The following is a 20765-nucleotide window of genomic DNA, read 5'->3' as shown; positions in this document are numbered from 1 at the left end:
CTTGTAAGCCTTATACTTTAGTTTTAAAAATTACATATTGATTTTGAATTATGCATATTATTTACCTTTAGCCTTAACAATAGTGGCTATAGACTGGGCATAGACAATGACATTTAATTTTTTCATCAATTTATTTCTATTTGTTATTTTTTTATTGTGGGTTGCCCAAAGTAAGAGAATGCAATGGAGTCTTTCACTCCGTGTTATGCTAGGGCTTATCCTTGGTTTGGTTTTTGGCAGTGTTTTGCAGATTTTTTATGGAGAGGGTGAAGCTACTTTATTGAAATCGATTGAATGGTTTAACATTGTTGGTGAAGGTTATATTTTATTGTTACAAATGATTGTCATGCCATTGGTTTTTGTCTCTATTGTCTCAGCGGTTGCTCATTTGCATTCTGTTTATGCTGTTGGCAAAATGAGTATAATGACCATTTCAATATTGCTTTTTACCACGGCTCTTTCAGCGTTGGTTGGTATTTTTGTTGTTAATGCTTTTGGATTAACAGCAAGTAGTTTGATCCATGAAGGGCAAACTGTTTCTGCTATTGTTGGGGATCGTATTTCGCAACTTGGAGATATGAATATACCAAAAATGATTTTGTCTTTAATTCCTAAAAATCCCTTTGCTGAGTTAAGTGGAGCCAAGCGTACATCAATTACTAGTGTTGTTATTTTTGCATCATTTTTGGGGGCAGCAGTTCTTCTTTTAAAGCAAGATGAGCCAGAAAAAGGGGAAAATGCCCTTTTATTTATTCAAGTGGCACAATCTTGGATTATGCGGTTAGTTCGTATTGTGATTGCTTTGACGCCTTATGGTATTTTTGCTCTTATGACGAAAGTAGGAGCAACTTCGCATATTGCAGATATTTTAAATTTACTCATTTTTATCATTGCTTCTTATGTCGCTATTATCCTTATGTTTGGAATTCATGGTGTATTACTTGGTATATCAGGCATTAATCCTTTTCGTTTTTTCAAAAAGGTTTTACCCGTTTTGACATTTGCTTTTAGCAGCCGTTCAAGTGCTGCAAGTATTCCTTTGAATATTGAAGCGCAAACGCAGTGGATAGGCGTACCGCAATTCATTGCGAGTTTTGCAGCTTCTTTTGGGGCAACAATTGGACAAAATGGGTGTGCTGGTCTTTATCCAGCAATGCTTGCGACCATGATTGCACCAACTGTGGGGATTAATCCTCTTGAGCCTACTTGGATTGCTACGCTTGTTGGGATTGTAACGCTGAGTTCTATCGGTGTTGCTGGTGTGGGGGGAGGGGCTATTTTTGCTGCATTGATTGTGTTACCCATTATGGGACTTCCTGTTACTTTGGTTGCTGTACTTATCTCTATTGAGCCACTGATTGATATGGGACGTACAGCCCTAAATGTAAGTGATTCAATGTTAGCTGGAACGATTACCAGTCAGATATTACGGACAACAGATAAAAGTATTTTTGAAAAATAATTTTGGGTTATGTTTTTTTGGGAGAAAGAACATCCGTCAGAGATATTTGCGCAGAACCAGGTTGTATAGGTTTTTGTTGATTGGGGTGGGGGGCCCAACCAGAGAGCCAAATGAAAGAAAAATGTGCGCGAATACGTCCATCAGGATCGCTAAATCGTTGTGCGTAAATTTCAGCAGCACGGAGAAAAAAGCGTTTGGAAACAGGGCGTCGTGAGCGATTGATAAGCGCATTTTGCATGCCCATCGCTTTAAGATCGTTTATGAGATCAAACATTGTATTATAGCGTATTGTGACATCTTCAACGTCTGCTACAGGCAGAGCAAAGCCAACTCGCTGTAAAAGAGCACCTGCATCACGAATGTCGACAAAAGGATAAATTCTAGGGCTTGCGCCACCATAAATTTCAGCCTCAGCTTGTAGAAGACATTCACGTAACTCTTTGAGTGTACTAGCTCCCGTCATAACGGCTAGAAATAAGCCGTCTGGTTTAAGAGTATTTTTTATCTGGCTTAGAACACCAGGGGTATCATTCGTTAAGTGTAATGAAAGAAGTGAAACAATAAGGTCGCAGTAATTTTGAGGAAAGTCAAGAAATTCTCGGTGACGTAAATGAAATTTTGTATCATGGCTTTGATAAAGCGTATCGGTTTCAATACGTTCTATAGCACAAACTTTTCCAGATTTCATGAGAGCTTGCATGGCAAGATCTGTATGGCTGTGTAAATCGAGCGCTAATGTAAAGAGGCGATCAACCGTGGTAAGACGTTTATAGAGATCTTCTGCCATGAGAGAGAGCAAAAAATCATATCCTTTTTTTGCTTTTTGGAAAGCGCGTTTGCGGAATTGTTCAATGCGGTTATGATCAAAAATTAAAGGATGAGACATATTGTAGAACACTTTCGATCTATGAAAGAATATATTTTTAAAAGGTTCATGTTTGTACAAGCTCTGTCAAGTTTATAATGTGAAAGAAAAGTAAGTTTATAGGAGGTTAAGAGTTTTTAAAGGAATTAATTTTATAAATTGAGGGAATACAAAGGAACTTTTGTTCTACGGGGAACTTGTAACAGCCTAGATTTATAATGTTTTATTTTCGAGAAGCGACTTTAAATAGCGGGGATATACTCAGTCAATTCGTTGAACGCTTGAAAACGATGCTTTATCCACCAATGTGTCCTGGATGTAAGCAAAATGTTTCTACTTATGGCACGATTTGCTCTGAATGTTGGAAAGACCTTCAATTTATCACGAAACCTTATTGTCCTGTTATGGGGACGCCTTTTGTGTGTGATATGGGGGATGGTTTTCTCAGTGGTGAAGCACTGCGTAATTCTTACCCTTTTTCACGTGTTCGCTCAGCTATTGTTCATAAAGGGCTTGCACGCACTTTGGTAACGCGCTTAAAATATGGTGATCATATAGAATTGGCATCTTTTATGGCCAATTGGATGGTATTTGCTGGACGTGAGGTTATTGATGAATGTGATGTTATTATTCCCATTCCATTGCATTTTCGTCGTTTTTGGGAAAGACGTTATAATCAATCTGCCGAGCTTGCACGTTATATTGCAGCATCACAAAAAAAGCTTTTAAAACCGGGTTGGCTTGTTCGTTGTCGGCATACGCGTCCGCAGGTTAGTCTTTCTTCAAGAGAGAGAAAACTTAACGTAAAAAATGCTTTTAAGATTTCGCATAAGGTTAAAAAATATCTCAAAGGGTGTTCTGTTTTGCTGATTGATGATGTATTTACAACGGGTGCAACAGTTACAGCAGCTGCTGCTGCATTAAAATATGCAGGTGCACGACAGGTTGATGTGCTAACATTTTCGCGTGTCCTTAAAGAAGATTCTATTTTTCCTTCTTCTTAAGGGGAACGTAAAGTAGATATTATTAAAAAAAAATACTTGGAGGATAATACTTATGAAAGAGATCATCATTTACACACGCAAAGGTTGTCCTTATTGCTCAAAAGCATGTGATTTGCTGGACAAAAAGGGTGTAAAATATACAGACATTGATGCTTCCACATCCCTTCGTCAGGAAATGGTACAGCGTGCGAATGGACGTAACACATTTCCACAAATTTTTATAGGTGATTATCACGTTGGTGGTTGTGATGATCTTTATGCTTTAGAAGCTGAGGGAAAACTCGATTCTTTGTTACAAGACCTATAATCGTTATAAATGACATACCTTTAAGGCCGTTTTGCGAGAAGGAGATAGTTAACATCCATGTCTTTTGAGCGATTCCAGCTGTCATTTAATGGATTATAAGTAATACCTATCTCATCAATGACAGTCAGAGCGTTTTTTGATAAGAAATTTTTAAGTTCTCTAGGTTTTAGAAATTTTTTATAATCATGGGTTCCTTTTGGTAGCCAACGCAGGATATATTCAGCACCTATAATAGCAAGCCCCCATGCTTTCCACGTGCGGTTGAGTGTTGCAACAAACATCAACCCTTGTGGTTTTAGCATTTTTGCTGTCGCTTTTATAAAGAGATTAACGTCAGCGACATGTTCAACAACTTCCATATTAAGGATGATATCAAACTGTTCTCCTTCATGGGCGAGTGCTTCTGCCGTGGTCGTGCGATAATCAATTGAAAGGTTACTTTGGGCAGCATGAATTTTTGCGACTTCAATATTTGTTTGTGCGGCATCAACCCCTACGACTATAGCGCCAAGACGTGCCATTGGTTCACATAACAAACCTCCTCCACAGCCAATATCAAGAATTTTCAAATTGTCAAAAGGCATCAGTGAAACAGGGTCACGATTAAATTCTAAACAGATTTTTTCTCTGATGTAAGCAAGACGTGTTGGATTAAATTGGTGAAGAGGTCGAAATTTTCCTTGCGGATTCCACCATTCTGTAGCGATACGTGAAAAGTGATCAATTTCACTTTGATCAACAGTTGTTCGTGTTTCATCTATCATGGTGCTTTCCTTTTATTTTTAATGATTAAGTCCAAGAGATTTTATACAAAGTCAAGAGAAATTAATATAATCATAATGAAACTTGCACAAATGATAGATATTCGTTATGTCGAGAAAATGGTTCGTTGATAGAGCATCTTATTTTCATTATCGTTTGAGATAAGAGATGTGATGTAAAGGTAAGAGTGTTATTAATGGCGCGCATTGTCATGAAATTTGGTGGGACATCTGTGGCAAACATTGAATGTATTCGTAATGTTGCACGGCATGTCAAAAGAGAGGTTGATGCGGGCAATGAGGTTGCTGTTGTTGTCTCAGCGATGGCGGGTAAAACCAATGAGCTTGTCCAGTGGACGCGTGATGCTTCACCTGTTCATAGAGATGCTCGTGAATATGATGTTGTGGTTGCTTCTGGTGAACAGGTCACTTCAGGTTTGCTGGCTTTGGCACTTCAAACAATGGGGATCAATGCACGTTCATGGCTTAGTTGGCAGATCCCTATTCATACAGACAATGCGCATGGTCGTGCGCGCATTACTGATATTGATGGATCTTTTTTAATAAAGTGTTTTCAGGAAGGTCAGGTTGCCGTTATTGCTGGTTTTCAGGGGTTAGCTCCGGATAATCGGATTTCTACCCTAGGGCGTGGCGGATCAGATACAAGTGCTGTTGCTATAGCAGCAGCTGTACAGGCTGATCGCTGTGATATTTATACGGATGTGGATGGTGTTTATACGACGGATCCACGTATAGAACCAAAAGCACGTCGTTTACCAAAAGTTGCTTTTGAAGAAATGCTAGAGATGGCTTCTCTTGGGGCGAAAGTTTTACAGGTTCGTTCTGTTGAATTGGCAATGGTTCATAAGGTTCGTACCTTTGTACGTTCAAGTTTTGAGGATCCCGATGCATTCGGCATGGGCGATCCAATGAACTCTTCTGGAACACTTATTTGCGATGAGGATGAAATTGTGGAACAACAAAATGTTACTGGTATTGCTTTTGCTAAGGATGAAGCACAAATTTCGCTGCGTCGACTTGCTGATCGTCCAGGGATTTCGGCAGCAATTTTTGGTCCTTTGGCTGAAGAGTGTATTAATGTTGATATGATTGTGCAAAATATTTCTGAAGATGGCTCAAAAACAGATATGACTTTTACTGTACCATCAGCAGATGTAGAAAAAGCCGTTGCTCTTCTTGAAAAAAATCGCAAAGAAATTGGATTTGATGTTCTCCAATTTGAAAGCGATCTTGCCAAAATATCTGTGATTGGTATTGGAATGCGCAGCCATGCAGGTGTTGCGGCTACAGCTTTTAAAGCTTTGGCTGAAAAAGGTATTAATATTCAAGCAATCACCACTTCCGAGATTAAGATTTCTGTTTTGATTGATAGTGCGTACACTGAACTTGCAGTGAGAACATTACATGCTGTTTATGGGCTGGATAAGAGTTAAGTATTTTTAAACGTTCAATTTCAAGAACATCAATTTTTAATATGTATGAGTGATTTGCTTTATAGGCATAACGCGCACTTTTAATGTAAATAAGAATAATTGATTACAGTGAAATTTTTTCATTGAAGGTTTTCTTATAATGAAGCAAAAAACTGTTTGCTTGTATACAAACAAGATTAGCATAGGAATAAAAACTATTTAAGAAACAACATAAAATACTTCTTATAAATCGTTTAGATATAAGATAAAGAGAAAGGAGAATTGTTTACATAGGGGCTTTGAAGAGAAGAAGAATGGCACCATGTATCTGTTATAAAGTGGGAATTTATACTTTAGAGTCAACATCATAGAGCTTACAGAATTTTCTTTTTATTTGGGGCAAAATATTATCCTAGTCGTAAATAATTTATAACAGTTTCAAGCTCTCACGCTGAAGGGGAGAATGTTCTTGATATCATACCTCTGATTTTAAGAGATAAAGTGCATTCTATTTCAATTAAGAAGATTTTAGATTTAAAATGACGTAAATTATATGGATGGAGAAAAATGTATCTTAATAAAGATATTTATAATTCCATGTGATCTTTGAAGCAATATTCTTGTTCTTTTGTTGCTCTATGTGGATTTGATGGGAGAGTGGGAAGACCACTCAAGCACAAGAGATTTCTGCTATTGGGCACAAGAAAAACATATAACACAAACTTTTCAACCCAGTCATTGATATAGAAATAATCAAGAGATTAGAGATTATTTAGAGCGTTGAAAATCAATTGATCCACTGCTTTTAGCACTCTGAGCCACAACAGATAGATGAAAACATACGCTTGAAATTATCGAACCTTCTTTAACTTCATCGCAAAATTTATTAATCAGTGATCGATATGTTTATTCTAATCTTGCTTATTTTTACGCTCGAGGGCTTTCACTTGAAAGTGTGATTAAATCAATCTACTCCAAGGGCTCATGTCACATTTTATCTTCATTTACTGCCTGCTACTATTATCGAACGATTACAAAAAAGGGATGGTTTAGCCTTAAAATACGAAGAAAAGCTCTCATTTATTGAAAAAGTTTATCAAGTCTATCAACTTTTATCAGAAATAGACGGACGATTTATCGTCATTGATGAAACCGCTTCTATTTCTTCAATTCATAATCAAATACGATACCATATAGACAAGGCTTTTTTAAACGATAAATAAAATACACCCATTAATGAATACATTGAAAAATTTATCTATGATCTCTTCTCCTTTGTGATCTAATTTAGATTTTACATCGAGAGTTTTAAAGGTCTGATCACGATATTTTAAGAGTTTTGGAAAAATATTCTATATCTTAATATTTTAATGAGACGACCGGTGATTATTAAACTACAACGCATTTTTTTTAAGTTTGGAAAAGGGTTGTTATTCAAAAAAGTAATCAAGTTTCTGTTGTGATAATGATATTTTCATTCCCTTGAGATACTCATAGGGTGATATAAAAACAAGTTGTAGCGACATGTACAAATATATTTGAGTACGGGGGGAATAAGCTAAGGGCGGAAGCGATAATAATAGCAATTCTTTTTGAGGTTTAATATTTTTTTCCTCTAATAAATGAAACAAAAAACAATTCTTAATGTTTTTATGGGGATGTTCAAATCGTTCATTTAACCGAAACGAACATAAAATAAAAATATCTTAGCAAGCAGATATACACTTTTCAAGAATTGTAGATAAATCTTGGTTATGTTAAAAGATCAATCCAACAAAGTAGATGAATATTTGGTTTTATTCGGAACTATGAGAAACGTTTTTATTGCGCTTAATATAAATGAATCCATAACCAAGGCCGATAAGAGCAGATAAACCAGAGCCACAAAGCACCCCAATTTTCGCAGCATCAAGAAGGATAATATCCTTAAAGGCGAGCATTGAAACAAAGATAGACATTGTAAAGCCAATTCCTGCTAAGAATCCAATGAGTAAAATGCCGGTCCATGTCATTTGAGGAGGGAGACGGCATAGTCCTGATTTTACGGCCAGATAACTGGCAATGATAATGCCAAGAGGCTTACCTACAAAAAGACCAATGACAACACCAAGAACAATAAAGAATGATTGGTCAGAAGAAAGGTCAAAGTTTGCAAAACTAACACCTGCATTTACAAAGGCAAAAATCGGCATGATAACGTATGCAACCCATGGATGTAATGCTTTTTGAACACGTATTACAGGGGCAATCATGGCCCGTTGTCCTTTGCGCATTTTTTTCAATGCAGTTGAAATATGATGGAGATCTGTTTTTGTGTTTTTTTCTTGAAGAATTTGCATAGCGTTGCTGAGCATGGTGAGTGGCGTAACAAGAGTGCGTGTAGGAAAAACGGGAGTCATCATACCTAAGATGACCCCTGCAAGTGATGGATGAACGCCTGTTACCATTAAACCCCACCAGATGATTGCACCGGGTAAAATGTAAAGCCATGCTGATGCAAGTCCGATCCATTGAAAAAAGAGTATCAGAGCAATACCTGCTCCCGCAATCATTAAACCACTAAGATCAATGTTTGTTGAGTAGAAAAAAGCAATAATAAGAACAGCGATAATATCATCAATAATCGCTAATGATAGAAGAATGACATGAAGATTAGACGGAATTTTTTTTCCAAGAAGAGCCAGAATACCAAGAGCAAAAGCAATATCTGTTGCTGTTGGTACAGCCCAACCATGTGTATTTCCTCCGTTTAAATGAAAGCTTAGATAAATAATTGCAGGAAGACATACCCCACCTATTGCAGCAACAATTGGTAAGATCGCTTGTTTAAAATCAGCAAGAGCACCTTCATGAATTTCGCGTCGAATTTCCATTCCTGCAACGAGAAAGAAAATAGTCATAAGGGCATCATTAACCCAAAAATGTAAATCCCATGAAAGAGTAAAACGACCTAAATTAAAGCCAAGAGGTGTATGCCAAAAAGATTCATAAAGAGCAGCATATTTAGAATTGGCAAAAATAAGTGCACAAGCAGCAGCTAATAAAAGAACAATGCCACTAAGAGCTTCAATATGAAGGAAACGCTCGATAGCAGAAAGTGCTTGATTGGTGACACGAGAAGCACGATTAGGCAAGCGATTTGAAGATAAATCAGACATGAACAACTCCAACTATCGTCAGTTTTATGATTCTATATCTCTGTGTCAATGACTCTATTACGATGCTTTCTGTATCATATAAAAGAAAAAAGAGGAATAAAGTTCTTAATTTATAGACAGGATCATCATATTTAAAGCACGATAACAATATATTTAAGGCGATGCTTCATTTTTTATAGCGAGGTCCACTTTGCTTAATACCTTGGATAGATCATTTTGTAGAGCAGATTCGAGATCAACCATCGTGAGCCCTTTATTATCTTTTGCTTTAATTTTTACGATCAATGTCTGTGGATTTCTAGCAAATTTACCTAAGGATTTTGAAATTTTTTCTGCTTCGCTATGATCTTTTAGCAGCATTTTTGGGGTTTGTGTCATCATTAAATAGAAATCGTCATAGAGTTCTTTTTTAAGATCATGTTGGTTGTCGTTAAGATTTTTCTCAAGATAAGAAAAAAGCTTATCAATAAAACCTGCATCCCTATATTGTATGTCAATTTCATTGATGCCAAGGTTTTGAGAAGCAGCAATCATGACATTTTGTTGACCAGAAAAAAGCTTTTCATCAACATCAATAACCTTAGCAGATATGTTTCCAGACCCAACGTCTTTCATATTGAAAGACATTGTATCAAGAAAGAGCAAATGTTTTTTTTCATCATAAGAAATATCAATTTTACCTGAAATATCAATTTGTTCAAACCCCATCTTTTTAAAGAGTTCAAAGTCTTTTTCATTCATCTTTTTAGGTAAAATCGAAAGGTTATTGAGAGAAAGAGAAAGCTTTTTAGGAATAGGATGTTTCCACAAGCTTGGTTTGAATTGTAATGATTCAAGAGTTGCTTTCAATGGTGGGATATCAACGGTGACATTATCAACTTTGGCATCAGCTGAGGTAATGGCGAGCAGTATGTTTAGAAGGAGACCATTTTGTGCTTTTTTTTCCACAACTTTATTCTTCTCTTTTCTTGCATTAAGATAAGCTTTGACCAATTTTTCAGGCGTTTGTTCAAGCGGTTTCATCTTTAGACCAGATGTTTTAAATTGGCTGAGGAAGAAAGAGCTATTTTTTTCTGCTTCTTCAAAAATATCGACACTTATATTGTTCAGAGAAATAGGCCCAGTAACGGTTTTTCCTTGATTGAGAGCGTGATTTTTTCCAAAAATGATAGAGTAGGCGTAATTGATGTCGATATCTTGGGCTTTTATGGTATCACTTTTCGCCATCAGCTGCATCTGTTTATCATCATTGACTGCAGCCGTTTTAAGATTCATATTTTTGATACTAACGGAACGAATATGACCTTTTTTAAAATCAAAAAGTTGAAAATCTTTGATTTCAACCATTTCTGCGCGTTTATTTTTATTTTCTATAGAAAGTTGTATATTGGGAGCATTCATTGAGGCAAGCTCAATACGCATCATTGATTGTAAAAGACGCGATGTGATTGTTCTATCTTTGTCTTTGAAATATACACTTTTAAGAGAAATTTGGGGAATTTTTACATGAATGTTATTATATTTTAAATCAACATTATAAAGTGTAAAAGTTCCAGGAATAAAGGAAAAAGGAGGACGAGCAGAAATGGCACCAATTTTAAGTGATGTACCGGTTGGAGCGGGCAATGTAACATTCTTCAAATTGACTTTACCGAGAATGCTGACTTCAGCTGTTTCTGCTTTTATGGCAAGACGGGCTATTTTTTGTTTTGCAAAACTGTCAAGATAAGGTTTTGCAATATAAAATCCACCAACAATTATAATTGCCAAGATAGCAACAAATCCAATAATGCAAGTGAGCCAATATTTTAGTTGACTTTGATACCCACTATGAAGCTTGACCATTCTTCTTTCTTTCATTTTTATCACTCTTTAAATTGAGAGTGAAGATAAATTCTTTTAAGCAATGACAAAGGTTAAAATATAGCGTGTACCAGTTTCAACAGTCATTTTTCCTCTATATTAGAGTTATTCTCATCTTTTTTGCAATATCACTTTATCAACTTTTATCAATTTTCTTTGGATTCATAACGTTATAGAAAACATATGCATAATGTAAGGAAAGGTAGGTTTTATGCGCATCATATTTTTATCACTTTAAATTATCATAAAATATTCCTATGTCTGCTTTTATCTTGCCGCTGTTTATAGGAATATTTAAAACATATAAAGATATGTTTTTGTTCATTATAATTTAATGGGGAGAAGTTGAGTATTATGACAGAAAATCAAATAATGGCCTTTTCGATCATTGGTCTCATGATGGTTGTTTTTATTTGGGATCGATTTCGTTATGATCTTGTCGCTATTTGTACATTATTAACAGCGTGTGCTCTTGGACTTGTCAGTCCAAAGGAAGCTTTTAGCGGTTTTAGTAATGATATTGTTATTATCGTGGGAAGTGTGTTTGTTGTTAGTACGGCTGTATCGCGCTCTGGTATAATGGAATTTATTATTCAGCGGATATGGCCAGACGTGAAATCGGTGCGTCTTCAATTAGCTTTTTTGGTTCTTTCTGTTGTCGTATTGTCAATGTTTGTTAAAAACATTGGTGCTTTGGCTATTATGCTTCCAATCGCTTTTCAGTTTGCTCGTCGTTCTCAGGTTTCTCCTTCTGTTTTTTTGATGCCTATGGCCTTTGGTTCTTTGTTGGGGGGACTTATGACACAGATAGGGACATCTCCCAATGTTGTTATTTCAGCGATGCAAGAACGTTTAACAGGAACACCTTTTACTATGTTTGATTTTACACCAGTTGGTGCAGTTATTGCGACGGTTGGTGTCTTATATTTGGTCCTTTTTTATTGGCTTTTACCTGTGCGTGTGCGTTCAGGTGGATCGTTTGATAATGCCATTGATATTCGTAATTATGTTGCAGAAGTGCATATTCCAATAAATTCACCGATTGTGGGAAAAAGTATTGTAGATTTGGTTAAGCCATCAAGTGGTGATGTTATGGTGATTCAAATCATCAGAAACAAAGTATCTATTTCGCCACTACCGGATTTTGTTTTGTCTGAAAACGATATTGTTTTGCTGGAAGGGTCGCATACAGGAATAGATAGTGTGATGAATTCTGCTCGTTTAGAGTTTTCTAAGGAGCGAACTCTTTCTACAGGGGATAAGGACAGTGACATTGATATTATTGAAGCGGTTATTACTCATAACTCGCCTCTTATTGGCATTAGTGCGAAAGAGTTTTCTCTCTTTGATCACTATAATGTCAATTTGCTCGCGTTAAGTCGTCAACATGAAAGGGTGCGAGGAAGACTTAATGATATTATTTTCCATCTTGGAGATGTGATTGTTTTACAAGGGCAAGATGCGGTTATTCCAAATTTATTAAGAGAATTGAAATGTTTGCCTCTAGCAAAACGAAATATTGTATTTGGAAATTTACGACATGGTTTTGTATCTTTAGCCATTTTATTTATAGCCATTATTTTTACAGCTTTTCATATTGTTCCAGTTGCTTTTTCTTTCTTTTCTGCGGCCGCTGCAATGGTTATCTTTCGCGTTTTGCCCGCGCGTGATCTGTATCAAGCATTAGATGGCTCAATATTAGTGCTCTTAGCGACTCTTATTCCCGTGAGTGAAGCTTTAGAGAAAACGGGATGTACGGATCTCATTGGTCAGTGGCTGAGCCAATTAGCCATATTCTTTCCTCCATCTGGTGCATTAGCACTGATGTTGGTGACTGCCATGTTGGTCACACCATTTTTAAATAATGCAGCAACGGTTATGATGGTTGCACCCATCGCGTCAAGTTTTGCTCATTCTCTTCATTATAAGCCTGAAGCTTTTTTGATGGCTGTTGCAATTGGTGCGGGGTGTGAGTTTCTTACACCTATTGGACATCAAAGCAATATGCTCGTGATGGCGCCAGGAGGATATCGTTTTAGTGATTATCCACGTTTGGGGGCTCCATTGGCGGTGTTGATCGTTATTGTTGCTGTTCCCATGCTTATGTGGGTTTGGCCATTACAATAGGATATTTTTAGAAGCTTTAAGGATCAATTATAAAAGATTATGAATTGTATGAAGATAAGTTGAAGGGATATGCTTTGTATAAAAATTTTTACTTGAAGCTTTTGGGGGAGGGGAACGCACTTTTAATAACGCTCCAGTATTTTTTCTACCGAGTAAAAATTTGTTTATTTAATTTCAAGAAGGGAAGTCTAACGATCATTGTTTGTAAAGAGTTTGCATGTTTAATGCAGTTCTACAACCGAAGACAATTCTACACCTAAAAACAAAGAAGTTTTTTAGGACTTTTAAAAATTGTATTTAGTATACATTAATAAAGAAAGGTTAACAATTATTGATAAGCATGCTAGACATTAAAATCGTGATCTTTTTTATAAATTAGAATTGTATAAAAATTATCATGTAAAGCAAAAGGATATTTACATCATTTTTAATTGATACAGTTGCAAAAGCTTGATCGATGAGGATACATATTGCTTTGAAATGAATAAACGGGAGCAGTTTGAAGATTTTTCATTAATGAGGGCTACCCTCTTTGCTCATTTATGCTTAAAAGGTAGAAAGCAAATTTTTTTACAAGGTATGTTATATGTCGTATGATAGTTTTATTGCTGAGGTTAATGCAGAATTTCGCCAGGAAAAAGCGCTTGCTTTTTGGAGGCGTTATGGTTTTTCAATTATTGGAGCAGTTCTCCTTTTCATTCTCATGGTAATTATTTATCAAGTTTATCATCATGCGCAAATAAAGAAAGCCAGTCAGATCGGTGATGCATTTGTAAAAAGTCTTAATTTTGCGGATACACGTCATTTTGATAAGGCGATAAAACAATTGGAGAATGTTAAAAATTCTCATTTTGGGGGGTATCCTTTTCTTGCTCGTTTGCGGGAGGCTTCTTTACTCATAGAGCAAGGTGATCTTACCAAGTCGGTAGAAATCTTTGATACTGTTGCAGCGGATGAGAAAGCACCGCAGATTTTGCGGAAAGTTGCGAAAATTCGAGCAGCCTATATTTTAGTTGATACAGGGACCTTGGATGATGTCGAAAAGCGCGTCAAAGATATGGCAAATGATATTGATCCTATGCGTATGTCTGCACGAGAGGCTTTGGGTTTGGCTGCTTATAAAGCAGGGAAGATTGATGAAGCCGTTGACTATTTTCAGAAAATTTCTGTAGACGGTGCGCTGAGATCAAAAGTAGCAGATCGGGCTCGAATGATGCTTGAACTTATGCAAGTTGAAGGCAAGGCAAATAAGGAATAAATTGATGAGCCTTACCATTGCTATCGTTGGTCGTCCCAATGTTGGGAAATCAACACTTTTTAATCGTTTGGTTGGGCAAAAGTTGGCTTTGGTTGATGATAAGCCGGGTGTGACACGTGATCGGCGTATTCATACGGCAAAACTTCAAGATCTACGTTTTGATGTGATTGATACAGCTGGGTTGGAAGAATCAGGAGAGCATACACTTGAGGGGCGTATGCGTTCTCAGACAAAAGCTGCCATTGATGAGGCAGATCTTATTTTATTCGTATTTGATGCCAAGAGCGGAATAACACTGAGTGATGTAAATTTTGCTTCACTGGTTCGCAAATCAGGAAAACCGATTGTACTCGTTGCCAATAAGTCTGAGTCAAAAGCGGCAACAGGAGGAGAGTATGAGGCGTGGTCATTAGGTTTGGGAGAACCATGTCCAATATCGGCTGAACATGGTTTGGGATTTAGCGATCTTCGTGATGCCATTATAGACGCCGTTGGGGAAGAGAGCGCTTTTGGCAACAACAAAGAAGAGGGCATGACGATACAGCTCGCATCTGTTGGTGATGATGTAAATAATTTGGAAGAAGAGGGACTTATTTACGATGAAAATAAGCCTATTCGGATTGCTATTGCAGGGCGTCCCAATACAGGGAAATCCACTCTTATCAATAGTATGTTGAAGCAAGATCGGTTGTTAACAGGACCGGAAGCAGGGTTAACACGCGATTCTATTTCTGTCGATTGGGAATGGCGTGGTCGCTATATTAAACTTTTTGATACTGCAGGTTTACGTCGAAAATCAAAAATTCAAGAAAAATTAGAAAAGCTATCCGTTGCAGATACTTTGCGTGCCATTCGTTTTGCAGAAGTAGTAGTCATTGTTTTTGATGCAACGATGCCTTTTGAAAAGCAGGATTTGCAAATTGCTGATCTTGTGATTCGTGAAGGGCGTGTTCCAATTATTGCTTTCAATAAATGGGACCTTATTGAAAATAGTCAGACCACCTTGATTGATTTGCATGAAAAATGTGCGCGATTTCTTCCTCAAGTTCGTGGTTTGAGGGCTGTTCCTTTATCGGGACAATATGGTCAAGGGATTGATAAGCTTATGGAAAATATCATGATCATGCACCGTGTATGGAATCGTCGCATTTCCACGGCTAAATTGAATCAATGGCTTGAAACTGTTGTAGCACATCATCCACCACCTGCAATTTCTGGGCGTCGACTTAAGGTTAAATATATCACACAGGTGAAAACACGTCCCCCTGGATTTATGATTTCTTGCTCGCGTCCCAAAGTCATGCCCCAGTCGTATTTGCGTTATCTTGTCAATGGGCTACGTGAAGCATTTGATATGTCTGGTATACCAGTGCGCCTATCATTAAGAGCTTCTGATAATCCTTTTGCGACACGCTCTAAAAAGAAATGATCCCTTTTTATTTTAAAGTGAATGAAATCTACAGAATCTTAAAAAGAAGCCTTTTCATAATTTCATGGTGTTCTAAATATCGAAAATGAAATGATAACTTCAACAGACAATTATCTTCTTTTTTATAAAAGAAAAAAATCTTTATTTGCTAAAAATTTGGTTTATCAGTAATTATTTACCATGAGTGCTATAGAGCTTTCTCATTTTTATTTATTTTGATAAAGCCTTTTTATTTGCATGTTATGAGAAGAATTTAATCGGGAGTATTTAAGAAAGAGCACATAATCCTTTAAGAGTATATTTTAATAGAAAAACAGAGGCAATATAGAGGGAGGAGAATATAAGGATGGTGCTCGTTGAAAAGAAGCATTAAATTATCTTTTCACAAAAACAAACGGTATTAATAAGTGCTTTTTTTGTAATGATTTTTTTTAATAAGAAGCAAACATATCTGCTGAATCTAACAATATTCAATTGTAAAGGGTGAGATTCAAAAAGTAGATTAAAATTTTAATAAAGCGGTCATATTCAAGTTTGATTGTGTTCTATTTAAATTGTAAATTTGTTATATTTGGTACTTAAAAAATTTCTTTATGCCTCTCAGCTCATTTCACAGAGATACCTGTAAATGGCATAATGTAAAATACCTTGCAAATGGGATCGTATACACAACCTGTTGAGCATTTTTATTTTAACAAAAAGTGCACATTCATTTGAATAAAAGCATAAGCAAATGCTTTTATTTTTATCAATTCTCATTTTGAAAGAGAGCATAAAAGGCAATTTTCTCAATCATTTTTTAAGCACAGATCAACCCTTCTTGTAATAGACACAGAACAGTTTTGATGATTTCAATATGAATACGCAAGGGTATCTTATCAGAGTTCTTATTCAAGTCGAAAAATTATAAATTATCATTTTAAATAAATGTATTGCACTTAAAAGGACGCAAAAAAATCCATTTGCATCCATTTTCTTTAACGCATGATGAGTAAAGTCTAAGCAATTAATTCACATTTAGTGAATATCTGTTGAGTATATTATATTACTAAGAATTTCAGTTATGTTTGTGCTATATATTTTATATGTTTTGTGCAGATGAATTCACATACATTCAGAATATTTAAATGATATGAGCAAAAAATATGATTTTAATAGAAAACAAGCCAGCATTCCATTTATTTGCAAGCGAGAATGATGATGTGCAAGTGTGTTAATGTTTAGTATTTTAATTTAAGAATACTTTGATTTATGGTAACAAACCGCCACTTTTTATCTTGAATTAAGAAACTCGAAAATCATAAGATATCTCTGATATTTCAAACATGTTCATATTGAATTAATTAAAATGGTATCCTCGCCATTATAAGCGGATTTGATGTGGGAGTAAAACGATTAAAGAAAAGAAACTCCTGTTTTTTCAAGACGAGGGCTGTTACGGCATTGGAGTTAATAAAGTGTATAAGGGTGCCGGCTTATCTCTTCATAAGCATAAAAATGGGACCTATGAGTTTTTATTATTCACGGAGATTTTTATGTATTTGCGAATGGTGTTGTGAAATCGATATAGGGGCTTTAAGAAATATCTTTTTAAAAAAGCATGTAGAATTGAAAAACACGTTATTCATGCGATAAGATTTATACGATAATTTGTGATAGATTTTTTTTAGTATCTTGACGAATAAATTCGAGAACAATATGATGCACACGATTTTGCGCGATGCATTTTTGCTTTGCTTTTTTATGAAGGAGCTGATGATGGCGGTGGGCGAAAAACCCGTTACAAGCCGCAAGGAGGCTAAAGAAAAAAAGCAAAGAGCTGAAGAGAAAGAGCAAAGAGAGAGTTTTCGTTCAGAGGATTTGGAATGTCGCAGTAAAAACTTAAGCATAGCTTTAGGGCGCAAGCAAGCGTTAAGGAAGCGAGAGCATAAGGGTAGGCGGGAAAAGTCACAAGGAAGCATAGCGGATGCAATTAAGCTTTCCAGTGAATTTCTGGCAAGTATTGTTGTTGGTGTTGTATTGGGGGTGGGGTTTGATAAGTTAGCAGGTTCATGGCCTTGGGGATTAGTGTTTTTTCTCTTTCTTGGATTTGCTGCTGGTATATTGAGTGTTCTGCGGTCTGTGGGATATGTTTCCTCCAGTCAATTAGGACAAAGAGGCGTATTGCGCCAAGATGAACAAAAAAAAGGGGCCAATAAGAGGTCCGATAAATGAGGTTGAAGTGACAGCGCACGCTCCAGATCCTATTCATCAGTTTGAGGTTTCACGGCTGATTAAGATTTCCATGGGAAATATGGATTTATCATTTACCAATGTATCATTGTTTACAGTCGTTACGGTTGTTATAACTTCTATTTTTCTCTTTATTTCATCATCGAGTCGTGGATTGGTTCCAACACGAATGCAATCTCTTTCAGAAATGGCCTATGAGTTTGTTGCATCGACACTGCGGGAATCATCTGGTGTACAGGGAATGCGGTTTTTCCCTTTAGTTTTTTCTCTGTTTACTTTTATCTTGGTTGCTAACTTTATTGGTCTTTTCCCCTATTTTTATACGGTGACCTCTCAGATTATGATTACATTTTCATTGGCAATGGTGGTTATTTTGACGGTGATTGGTTATGGCTTTTATAAGCATGGGATCAGTTTTTTGAAACTGTTCGTTCCCAGTGGAGTTCCTGTCGTAGTTTTGCCTCTCGTGACAATGATTGAGATTATTTCTTTTCTCTCCCGCCCCATCAGTCTTTCCCTTCGTCTTTTTGCGAATATGCTTGCTGGTCATATTACGCTCAAAGTGTTTGCTGGATTTGTTGTTTCGATGATTGGGGCAGGAATCGTAGGTGTTGGTGGTTCGGTTTTGCCCCTTATTATGACTGTGGCGATTACGGCTCTTGAGTTTTTGGTCGCATTTCTTCAGGCTTACGTCTTTACAGTTTTAACATGTATGTATCTTAATGATGCAATTCATCCAGGACATTAATAGAATTGGCGGTTTTCCGTCGAATAGTGCAATTTCGCTTAAAAGGAGAATAATATGGAAATAGTGCTTGCAGCAAAATATATTGGCGCTGGTCTTGCTTGCTTTGGTATGGCTGGAACAGCTTTAGGGCTTGGTAATATTTTTGGAAGTTATCTTTCTGGTGCATTACGTAACCCATCAGCAGCAGATAGTCAGTTTGGACGTCTCGTCTTTGGTTTTGCTGTGACAGAAGCTTTGGGTATTTTTTCGTTGCTCATTGCTTTATTACTTCTTTTTGGGGTTTAATCATCATCAAAAGGGTATGTTTGTTCTCGCTATGAGGAGAGATTTACCCTTTTAGCTCTCAATGAAGAAAAATATTTATCAGTTATCATCGGCTAAAGAGGGCTTAAGCTATTTTAAAGGATGAAAAAAAATGTTTGTTTCCAGCGCTTATGCACAGAACACTGAAACGTCGATGGAGCATATCAAGAAAGTGGCAGAGCATGCAAATCGTGTGTTTCCACCTTTTGATTTTGCCCATTTTAGTTCGCATTTTTTCTGGTTGGCAATTTCTTTCGGACTTTTTTATCTCTTTATCTCTCGTGTGATTGCGCCGCGTATTGGTGGTGTTATTGAAACACGTCGAGATCGAATTGCATCTGATTTAGATCAGGCAATGCGCATGAAGCAGGAAGCAGACACTGTTGTTGAAACTTATGAGCGTGAATTAGCAGAAGCACGTTTGAAAGCGCATACTATAGCACAAGCAGCGGGTGAAAAATTAAAAGAAAAGGCGGAGCTTGAACGGAAGGAAATTGAAGAACATTTAGAAAAAAAACTTGCAGATGCTGAAAAACAGATCGTAAAAATTCGCGATAAAGCGATGCAAAGTGTTGGTTCTATCGCTGAAGAAGTCGCCCTTGAAATTGTGAAAAAATTGATTGATGTTGATATCAGCAAAGAGGCCGTTCGTTCAGTTATTAAAACTGCGGATTATTGAGGAAGACAAAGATGAGTGATACTTTTTGGGCTTTTGTTGGATTAGTTCTTTTTTTGGCTCTTTTAGTCTATTTCCAAATTCCACAGAAGGTTATACACCATCTTGATGCGCGCGCAAAGCGTATCAAGGATGAGTTGGATGAGGCTCTGCGTCTTCGTGAAGAGGCACAAGAAATATTGGCTGAATATCAGCGCAAACACGCTGAAGCAGAAAAGGATGCGCAAGAAATTATTGCAGCAGCAAAGCATGAAGTTGAATCTGTTATTGCTGAAGCGCGTACAAAAGCAGAAGAATATGTAAAAAACCGCAATAAATTGGCAGAGCAAAAAATCGCTCAGGCAGAAGCAGATGCCATACGTATGGTATCTTCATCGGCTATCGATTTGGCAGTTGCTACGGCACGAATGCTTATTGCAAAGGAATTAGATTCTAACAGAACAGATGAACACGTTAAAGAAGCTCTTTCAAAAGAATCATTGAGCAAAATGAAAACACATCTTAATTAATGGTATTTTAGAGATAAAAAACTGTTTTTTAGGCGGGTAATTTTTTCAATATTGAATGCTTTAGTTTATGATGTTGTGATGCTCGTCTTGAGTTGGTTATACATTGAATTTAGAAGCCCGTGTTCTCTGGCTTAGATTCCTCTTTTGATTCTATTCATGAAGATTCTAATGAGGCGTGTTGTTTTTTTTTATTTTTATGAAGCGATAAGCAAGCACTATCATTGTGTTATCAATAAAGATATGATGATGATTTTTGTATTGAGCAGCTGCTTGTATGTTTAGCGGTTTTATAGAAAATATCTTTCTCATTTTTCAAGAAATCTTTTTATCGGTTGTTAATCGCTCTTATCTGTCGCCATCATCTGAAGACGGTTGTTACGCATGATAGGAGAGTTTAAAGCAAGAGATTATTATTTTATATTCTCATTGAATAGGGGAAAGTGATAAGTTGGTTATTATAAATCAATAATTTTTCTTTTTGATGATTTATTCAATTTTTTGACCAATCATTACAAAGTATCATTTATACTGGCGGTTCTACAATTTTTTAAAATTGCCTCGAAGCTTACAGAGAAATGTTTTTAAGTGGAAGCACGCTCTTTATAAAAAATAGAGTATTTCAATATACAA

The 20765-nt window shown here is 36.5% G+C and carries 16 protein-coding genes and 1 pseudogene; 13 read left to right on the top strand and 4 right to left on the bottom strand.

Annotation, left to right across the window (positions count from 1 at the left end; genetic code table 11):
- Nucleotides 1–106 precede the first annotated feature (106 nt).
- Nucleotides 107–1462, top strand: a complete 1356-nt coding sequence (locus tag CEV08_RS05475; RefSeq protein WP_100130707.1) for an L-cystine transporter — start codon at nucleotides 107–109, stop codon at nucleotides 1460–1462.
- A gap of 7 nt (nucleotides 1463–1469) precedes the next feature.
- Here the strand turns inward: CEV08_RS05475 and CEV08_RS05470 are convergent, their stop codons facing one another.
- Nucleotides 1470–2348 carry a methyltransferase domain-containing protein gene (locus CEV08_RS05470; RefSeq protein WP_100130706.1) on the bottom strand — a complete coding sequence of 293 codons (879 nt, stop codon included), beginning with the start codon at nucleotides 2346–2348 and terminating at the stop codon, nucleotides 1470–1472.
- Between the two features lie 197 nt (nucleotides 2349–2545).
- On the opposite strand from CEV08_RS05470, the gene CEV08_RS05465 reads away from it, so the two are divergent.
- Both CEV08_RS05465 and grxC read left to right on the top strand, forming a co-directional pair.
- Entirely contained in the window at nucleotides 2546–3331 is a 786-nt protein-coding gene (locus CEV08_RS05465) for a ComF family protein (protein ID WP_100130705.1), read from the top strand.
- A gap of 52 nt (nucleotides 3332–3383) precedes the next feature.
- A complete protein-coding gene (gene grxC, locus CEV08_RS05460; protein WP_100130704.1) occupies nucleotides 3384–3638 on the top strand; it encodes a glutaredoxin 3 in 255 nt (84 codons plus the stop codon).
- Between the two features lie 20 nt (nucleotides 3639–3658).
- On the opposite strand, the gene ubiG is transcribed toward grxC, so the two are convergent.
- The gene (gene ubiG / locus CEV08_RS05455; protein WP_100130703.1) at nucleotides 3659–4402 is read right to left on the bottom strand and encodes a bifunctional 2-polyprenyl-6-hydroxyphenol methylase/3-demethylubiquinol 3-O-methyltransferase UbiG; all 744 of its coding nucleotides are present in this window, start codon (nucleotides 4400–4402) and stop codon (nucleotides 3659–3661) included.
- A gap of 194 nt (nucleotides 4403–4596) precedes the next feature.
- On the opposite strand from ubiG, the gene CEV08_RS05450 reads away from it, so the two are divergent.
- The gene (locus CEV08_RS05450) at nucleotides 4597–5853 is read left to right on the top strand and encodes an aspartate kinase (RefSeq protein WP_100130702.1); all 1257 of its coding nucleotides are present in this window, start codon (nucleotides 4597–4599) and stop codon (nucleotides 5851–5853) included.
- A 953-nt stretch (nucleotides 5854–6806) separates the two neighbouring features.
- Nucleotides 6807–7055: pseudogene (locus CEV08_RS09955) on the top strand (hypothetical protein); the annotation flags it as partial.
- A gap of 573 nt (nucleotides 7056–7628) precedes the next feature.
- On the opposite strand, the gene nhaA reads toward CEV08_RS09955, so the two are convergent.
- Both nhaA and CEV08_RS05435 read right to left on the bottom strand, forming a co-directional pair.
- Nucleotides 7629–8990, bottom strand: coding sequence for a Na+/H+ antiporter NhaA (gene nhaA, locus CEV08_RS05440; RefSeq protein ID WP_100130701.1), 1362 nt, complete (start codon nucleotides 8988–8990; stop codon nucleotides 7629–7631).
- A gap of 153 nt (nucleotides 8991–9143) precedes the next feature.
- A complete protein-coding gene (locus tag CEV08_RS05435) occupies nucleotides 9144–10850 on the bottom strand; it encodes a hypothetical protein (protein WP_100130700.1) in 1707 nt (568 codons plus the stop codon).
- Nucleotides 10851–11207: 357 nt separating this feature from the next.
- Here CEV08_RS05435 and CEV08_RS05430 point away from each other — a divergent pair, with 357 nt between their 5' ends.
- The 8 genes from CEV08_RS05430 (at nucleotide 11208) to CEV08_RS05395 (ending at nucleotide 20135) form a co-directional block, all read left to right on the top strand.
- On the top strand, nucleotides 11208–12980 hold the full coding sequence (locus tag CEV08_RS05430; RefSeq protein ID WP_100130699.1) for an SLC13 family permease: 1773 nt from the start codon (nucleotides 11208–11210) through the stop codon (nucleotides 12978–12980).
- A 586-nt stretch (nucleotides 12981–13566) separates the two neighbouring features.
- Nucleotides 13567–14238 (top strand): tetratricopeptide repeat protein, encoded by a 672-nt coding sequence (locus CEV08_RS05425; RefSeq protein ID WP_100130698.1) that lies wholly within the window; start codon nucleotides 13567–13569, stop codon nucleotides 14236–14238.
- A gap of 4 nt (nucleotides 14239–14242) precedes the next feature.
- Entirely contained in the window at nucleotides 14243–15667 is a 1425-nt protein-coding gene (der, locus tag CEV08_RS05420) for a ribosome biogenesis GTPase Der (RefSeq protein WP_100130697.1), read from the top strand.
- A 1758-nt stretch (nucleotides 15668–17425) separates the two neighbouring features.
- Nucleotides 17426–17881, top strand: coding sequence for an AtpZ/AtpI family protein (locus CEV08_RS05415; RefSeq protein ID WP_100130696.1), 456 nt, complete (start codon nucleotides 17426–17428; stop codon nucleotides 17879–17881).
- 7 nt (nucleotides 17882–17888) lie between these two features.
- Nucleotides 17889–18647 carry a F0F1 ATP synthase subunit A gene (locus CEV08_RS05410; RefSeq protein WP_100130708.1) on the top strand — a complete coding sequence of 253 codons (759 nt, stop codon included), beginning with the start codon at nucleotides 17889–17891 and terminating at the stop codon, nucleotides 18645–18647.
- 54 nt (nucleotides 18648–18701) lie between these two features.
- Nucleotides 18702–18932 carry a F0F1 ATP synthase subunit C gene (locus CEV08_RS05405; RefSeq protein WP_012231167.1) on the top strand — a complete coding sequence of 77 codons (231 nt, stop codon included), beginning with the start codon at nucleotides 18702–18704 and terminating at the stop codon, nucleotides 18930–18932.
- A gap of 130 nt (nucleotides 18933–19062) precedes the next feature.
- Complete coding sequence (locus tag CEV08_RS05400; RefSeq protein ID WP_100130695.1) at nucleotides 19063–19629, top strand: F0F1 ATP synthase subunit B; 567 nt, start codon at nucleotides 19063–19065, stop codon at nucleotides 19627–19629.
- An 11-nt stretch (nucleotides 19630–19640) separates the two neighbouring features.
- On the top strand, nucleotides 19641–20135 hold the full coding sequence (locus CEV08_RS05395) for a F0F1 ATP synthase subunit B (protein WP_100130694.1): 495 nt from the start codon (nucleotides 19641–19643) through the stop codon (nucleotides 20133–20135).
- Nucleotides 20136–20765 lie beyond the last annotated feature (630 nt).

The organism is Bartonella tribocorum, assembly GCF_002778015.1.
Taxonomy (GTDB): domain Bacteria; phylum Pseudomonadota; class Alphaproteobacteria; order Rhizobiales; family Rhizobiaceae; genus Bartonella; species Bartonella tribocorum_B.
Note: the sequence above shows the minus strand (reverse complement) of the source record. Positions and strands in the feature narration are given on the sequence as shown.

Bases quoted from the DNA above. Each gene is read 5' to 3' on its own strand.
- CEV08_RS05450 (WP_100130702.1), top strand. From the start codon at position 4,597: ATGGCGCGCATTGTCATGAAATTTGGTGGGACATCTGTGGCAAACATT.
- CEV08_RS05395 (WP_100130694.1), top strand. From the start codon at position 19,641: ATGAGTGATACTTTTTGGGCTTTTGTTGGATTAGTTCTTTTTTTGGCT.
- nhaA (WP_100130701.1), bottom strand. From the start codon at position 8,990: ATGTCTGATTTATCTTCAAATCGCTTGCCTAATCGTGCTTCTCGTGTC.
- CEV08_RS05430 (WP_100130699.1), top strand. From the start codon at position 11,208: ATGACAGAAAATCAAATAATGGCCTTTTCGATCATTGGTCTCATGATG.
- CEV08_RS05465 (WP_100130705.1), top strand. From the start codon at position 2,546: ATGTTTTATTTTCGAGAAGCGACTTTAAATAGCGGGGATATACTCAGT.
- CEV08_RS05435 (WP_100130700.1), bottom strand. From the start codon at position 10,850: ATGAAAGAAAGAAGAATGGTCAAGCTTCATAGTGGGTATCAAAGTCAA.
- CEV08_RS05415 (WP_100130696.1), top strand. From the start codon at position 17,426: ATGGCGGTGGGCGAAAAACCCGTTACAAGCCGCAAGGAGGCTAAAGAA.
- CEV08_RS05475 (WP_100130707.1), top strand. From the start codon at position 107: ATGACATTTAATTTTTTCATCAATTTATTTCTATTTGTTATTTTTTTA.
- CEV08_RS05405 (WP_012231167.1), top strand. From the start codon at position 18,702: ATGGAAATAGTGCTTGCAGCAAAATATATTGGCGCTGGTCTTGCTTGC.
- grxC (WP_100130704.1), top strand. From the start codon at position 3,384: ATGAAAGAGATCATCATTTACACACGCAAAGGTTGTCCTTATTGCTCA.
- der (WP_100130697.1), top strand. From the start codon at position 14,243: ATGAGCCTTACCATTGCTATCGTTGGTCGTCCCAATGTTGGGAAATCA.
- CEV08_RS05425 (WP_100130698.1), top strand. From the start codon at position 13,567: ATGTCGTATGATAGTTTTATTGCTGAGGTTAATGCAGAATTTCGCCAG.
- ubiG (WP_100130703.1), bottom strand. From the start codon at position 4,402: ATGATAGATGAAACACGAACAACTGTTGATCAAAGTGAAATTGATCAC.
- CEV08_RS05400 (WP_100130695.1), top strand. From the start codon at position 19,063: ATGTTTGTTTCCAGCGCTTATGCACAGAACACTGAAACGTCGATGGAG.
- CEV08_RS05470 (WP_100130706.1), bottom strand. From the start codon at position 2,348: ATGTCTCATCCTTTAATTTTTGATCATAACCGCATTGAACAATTCCGC.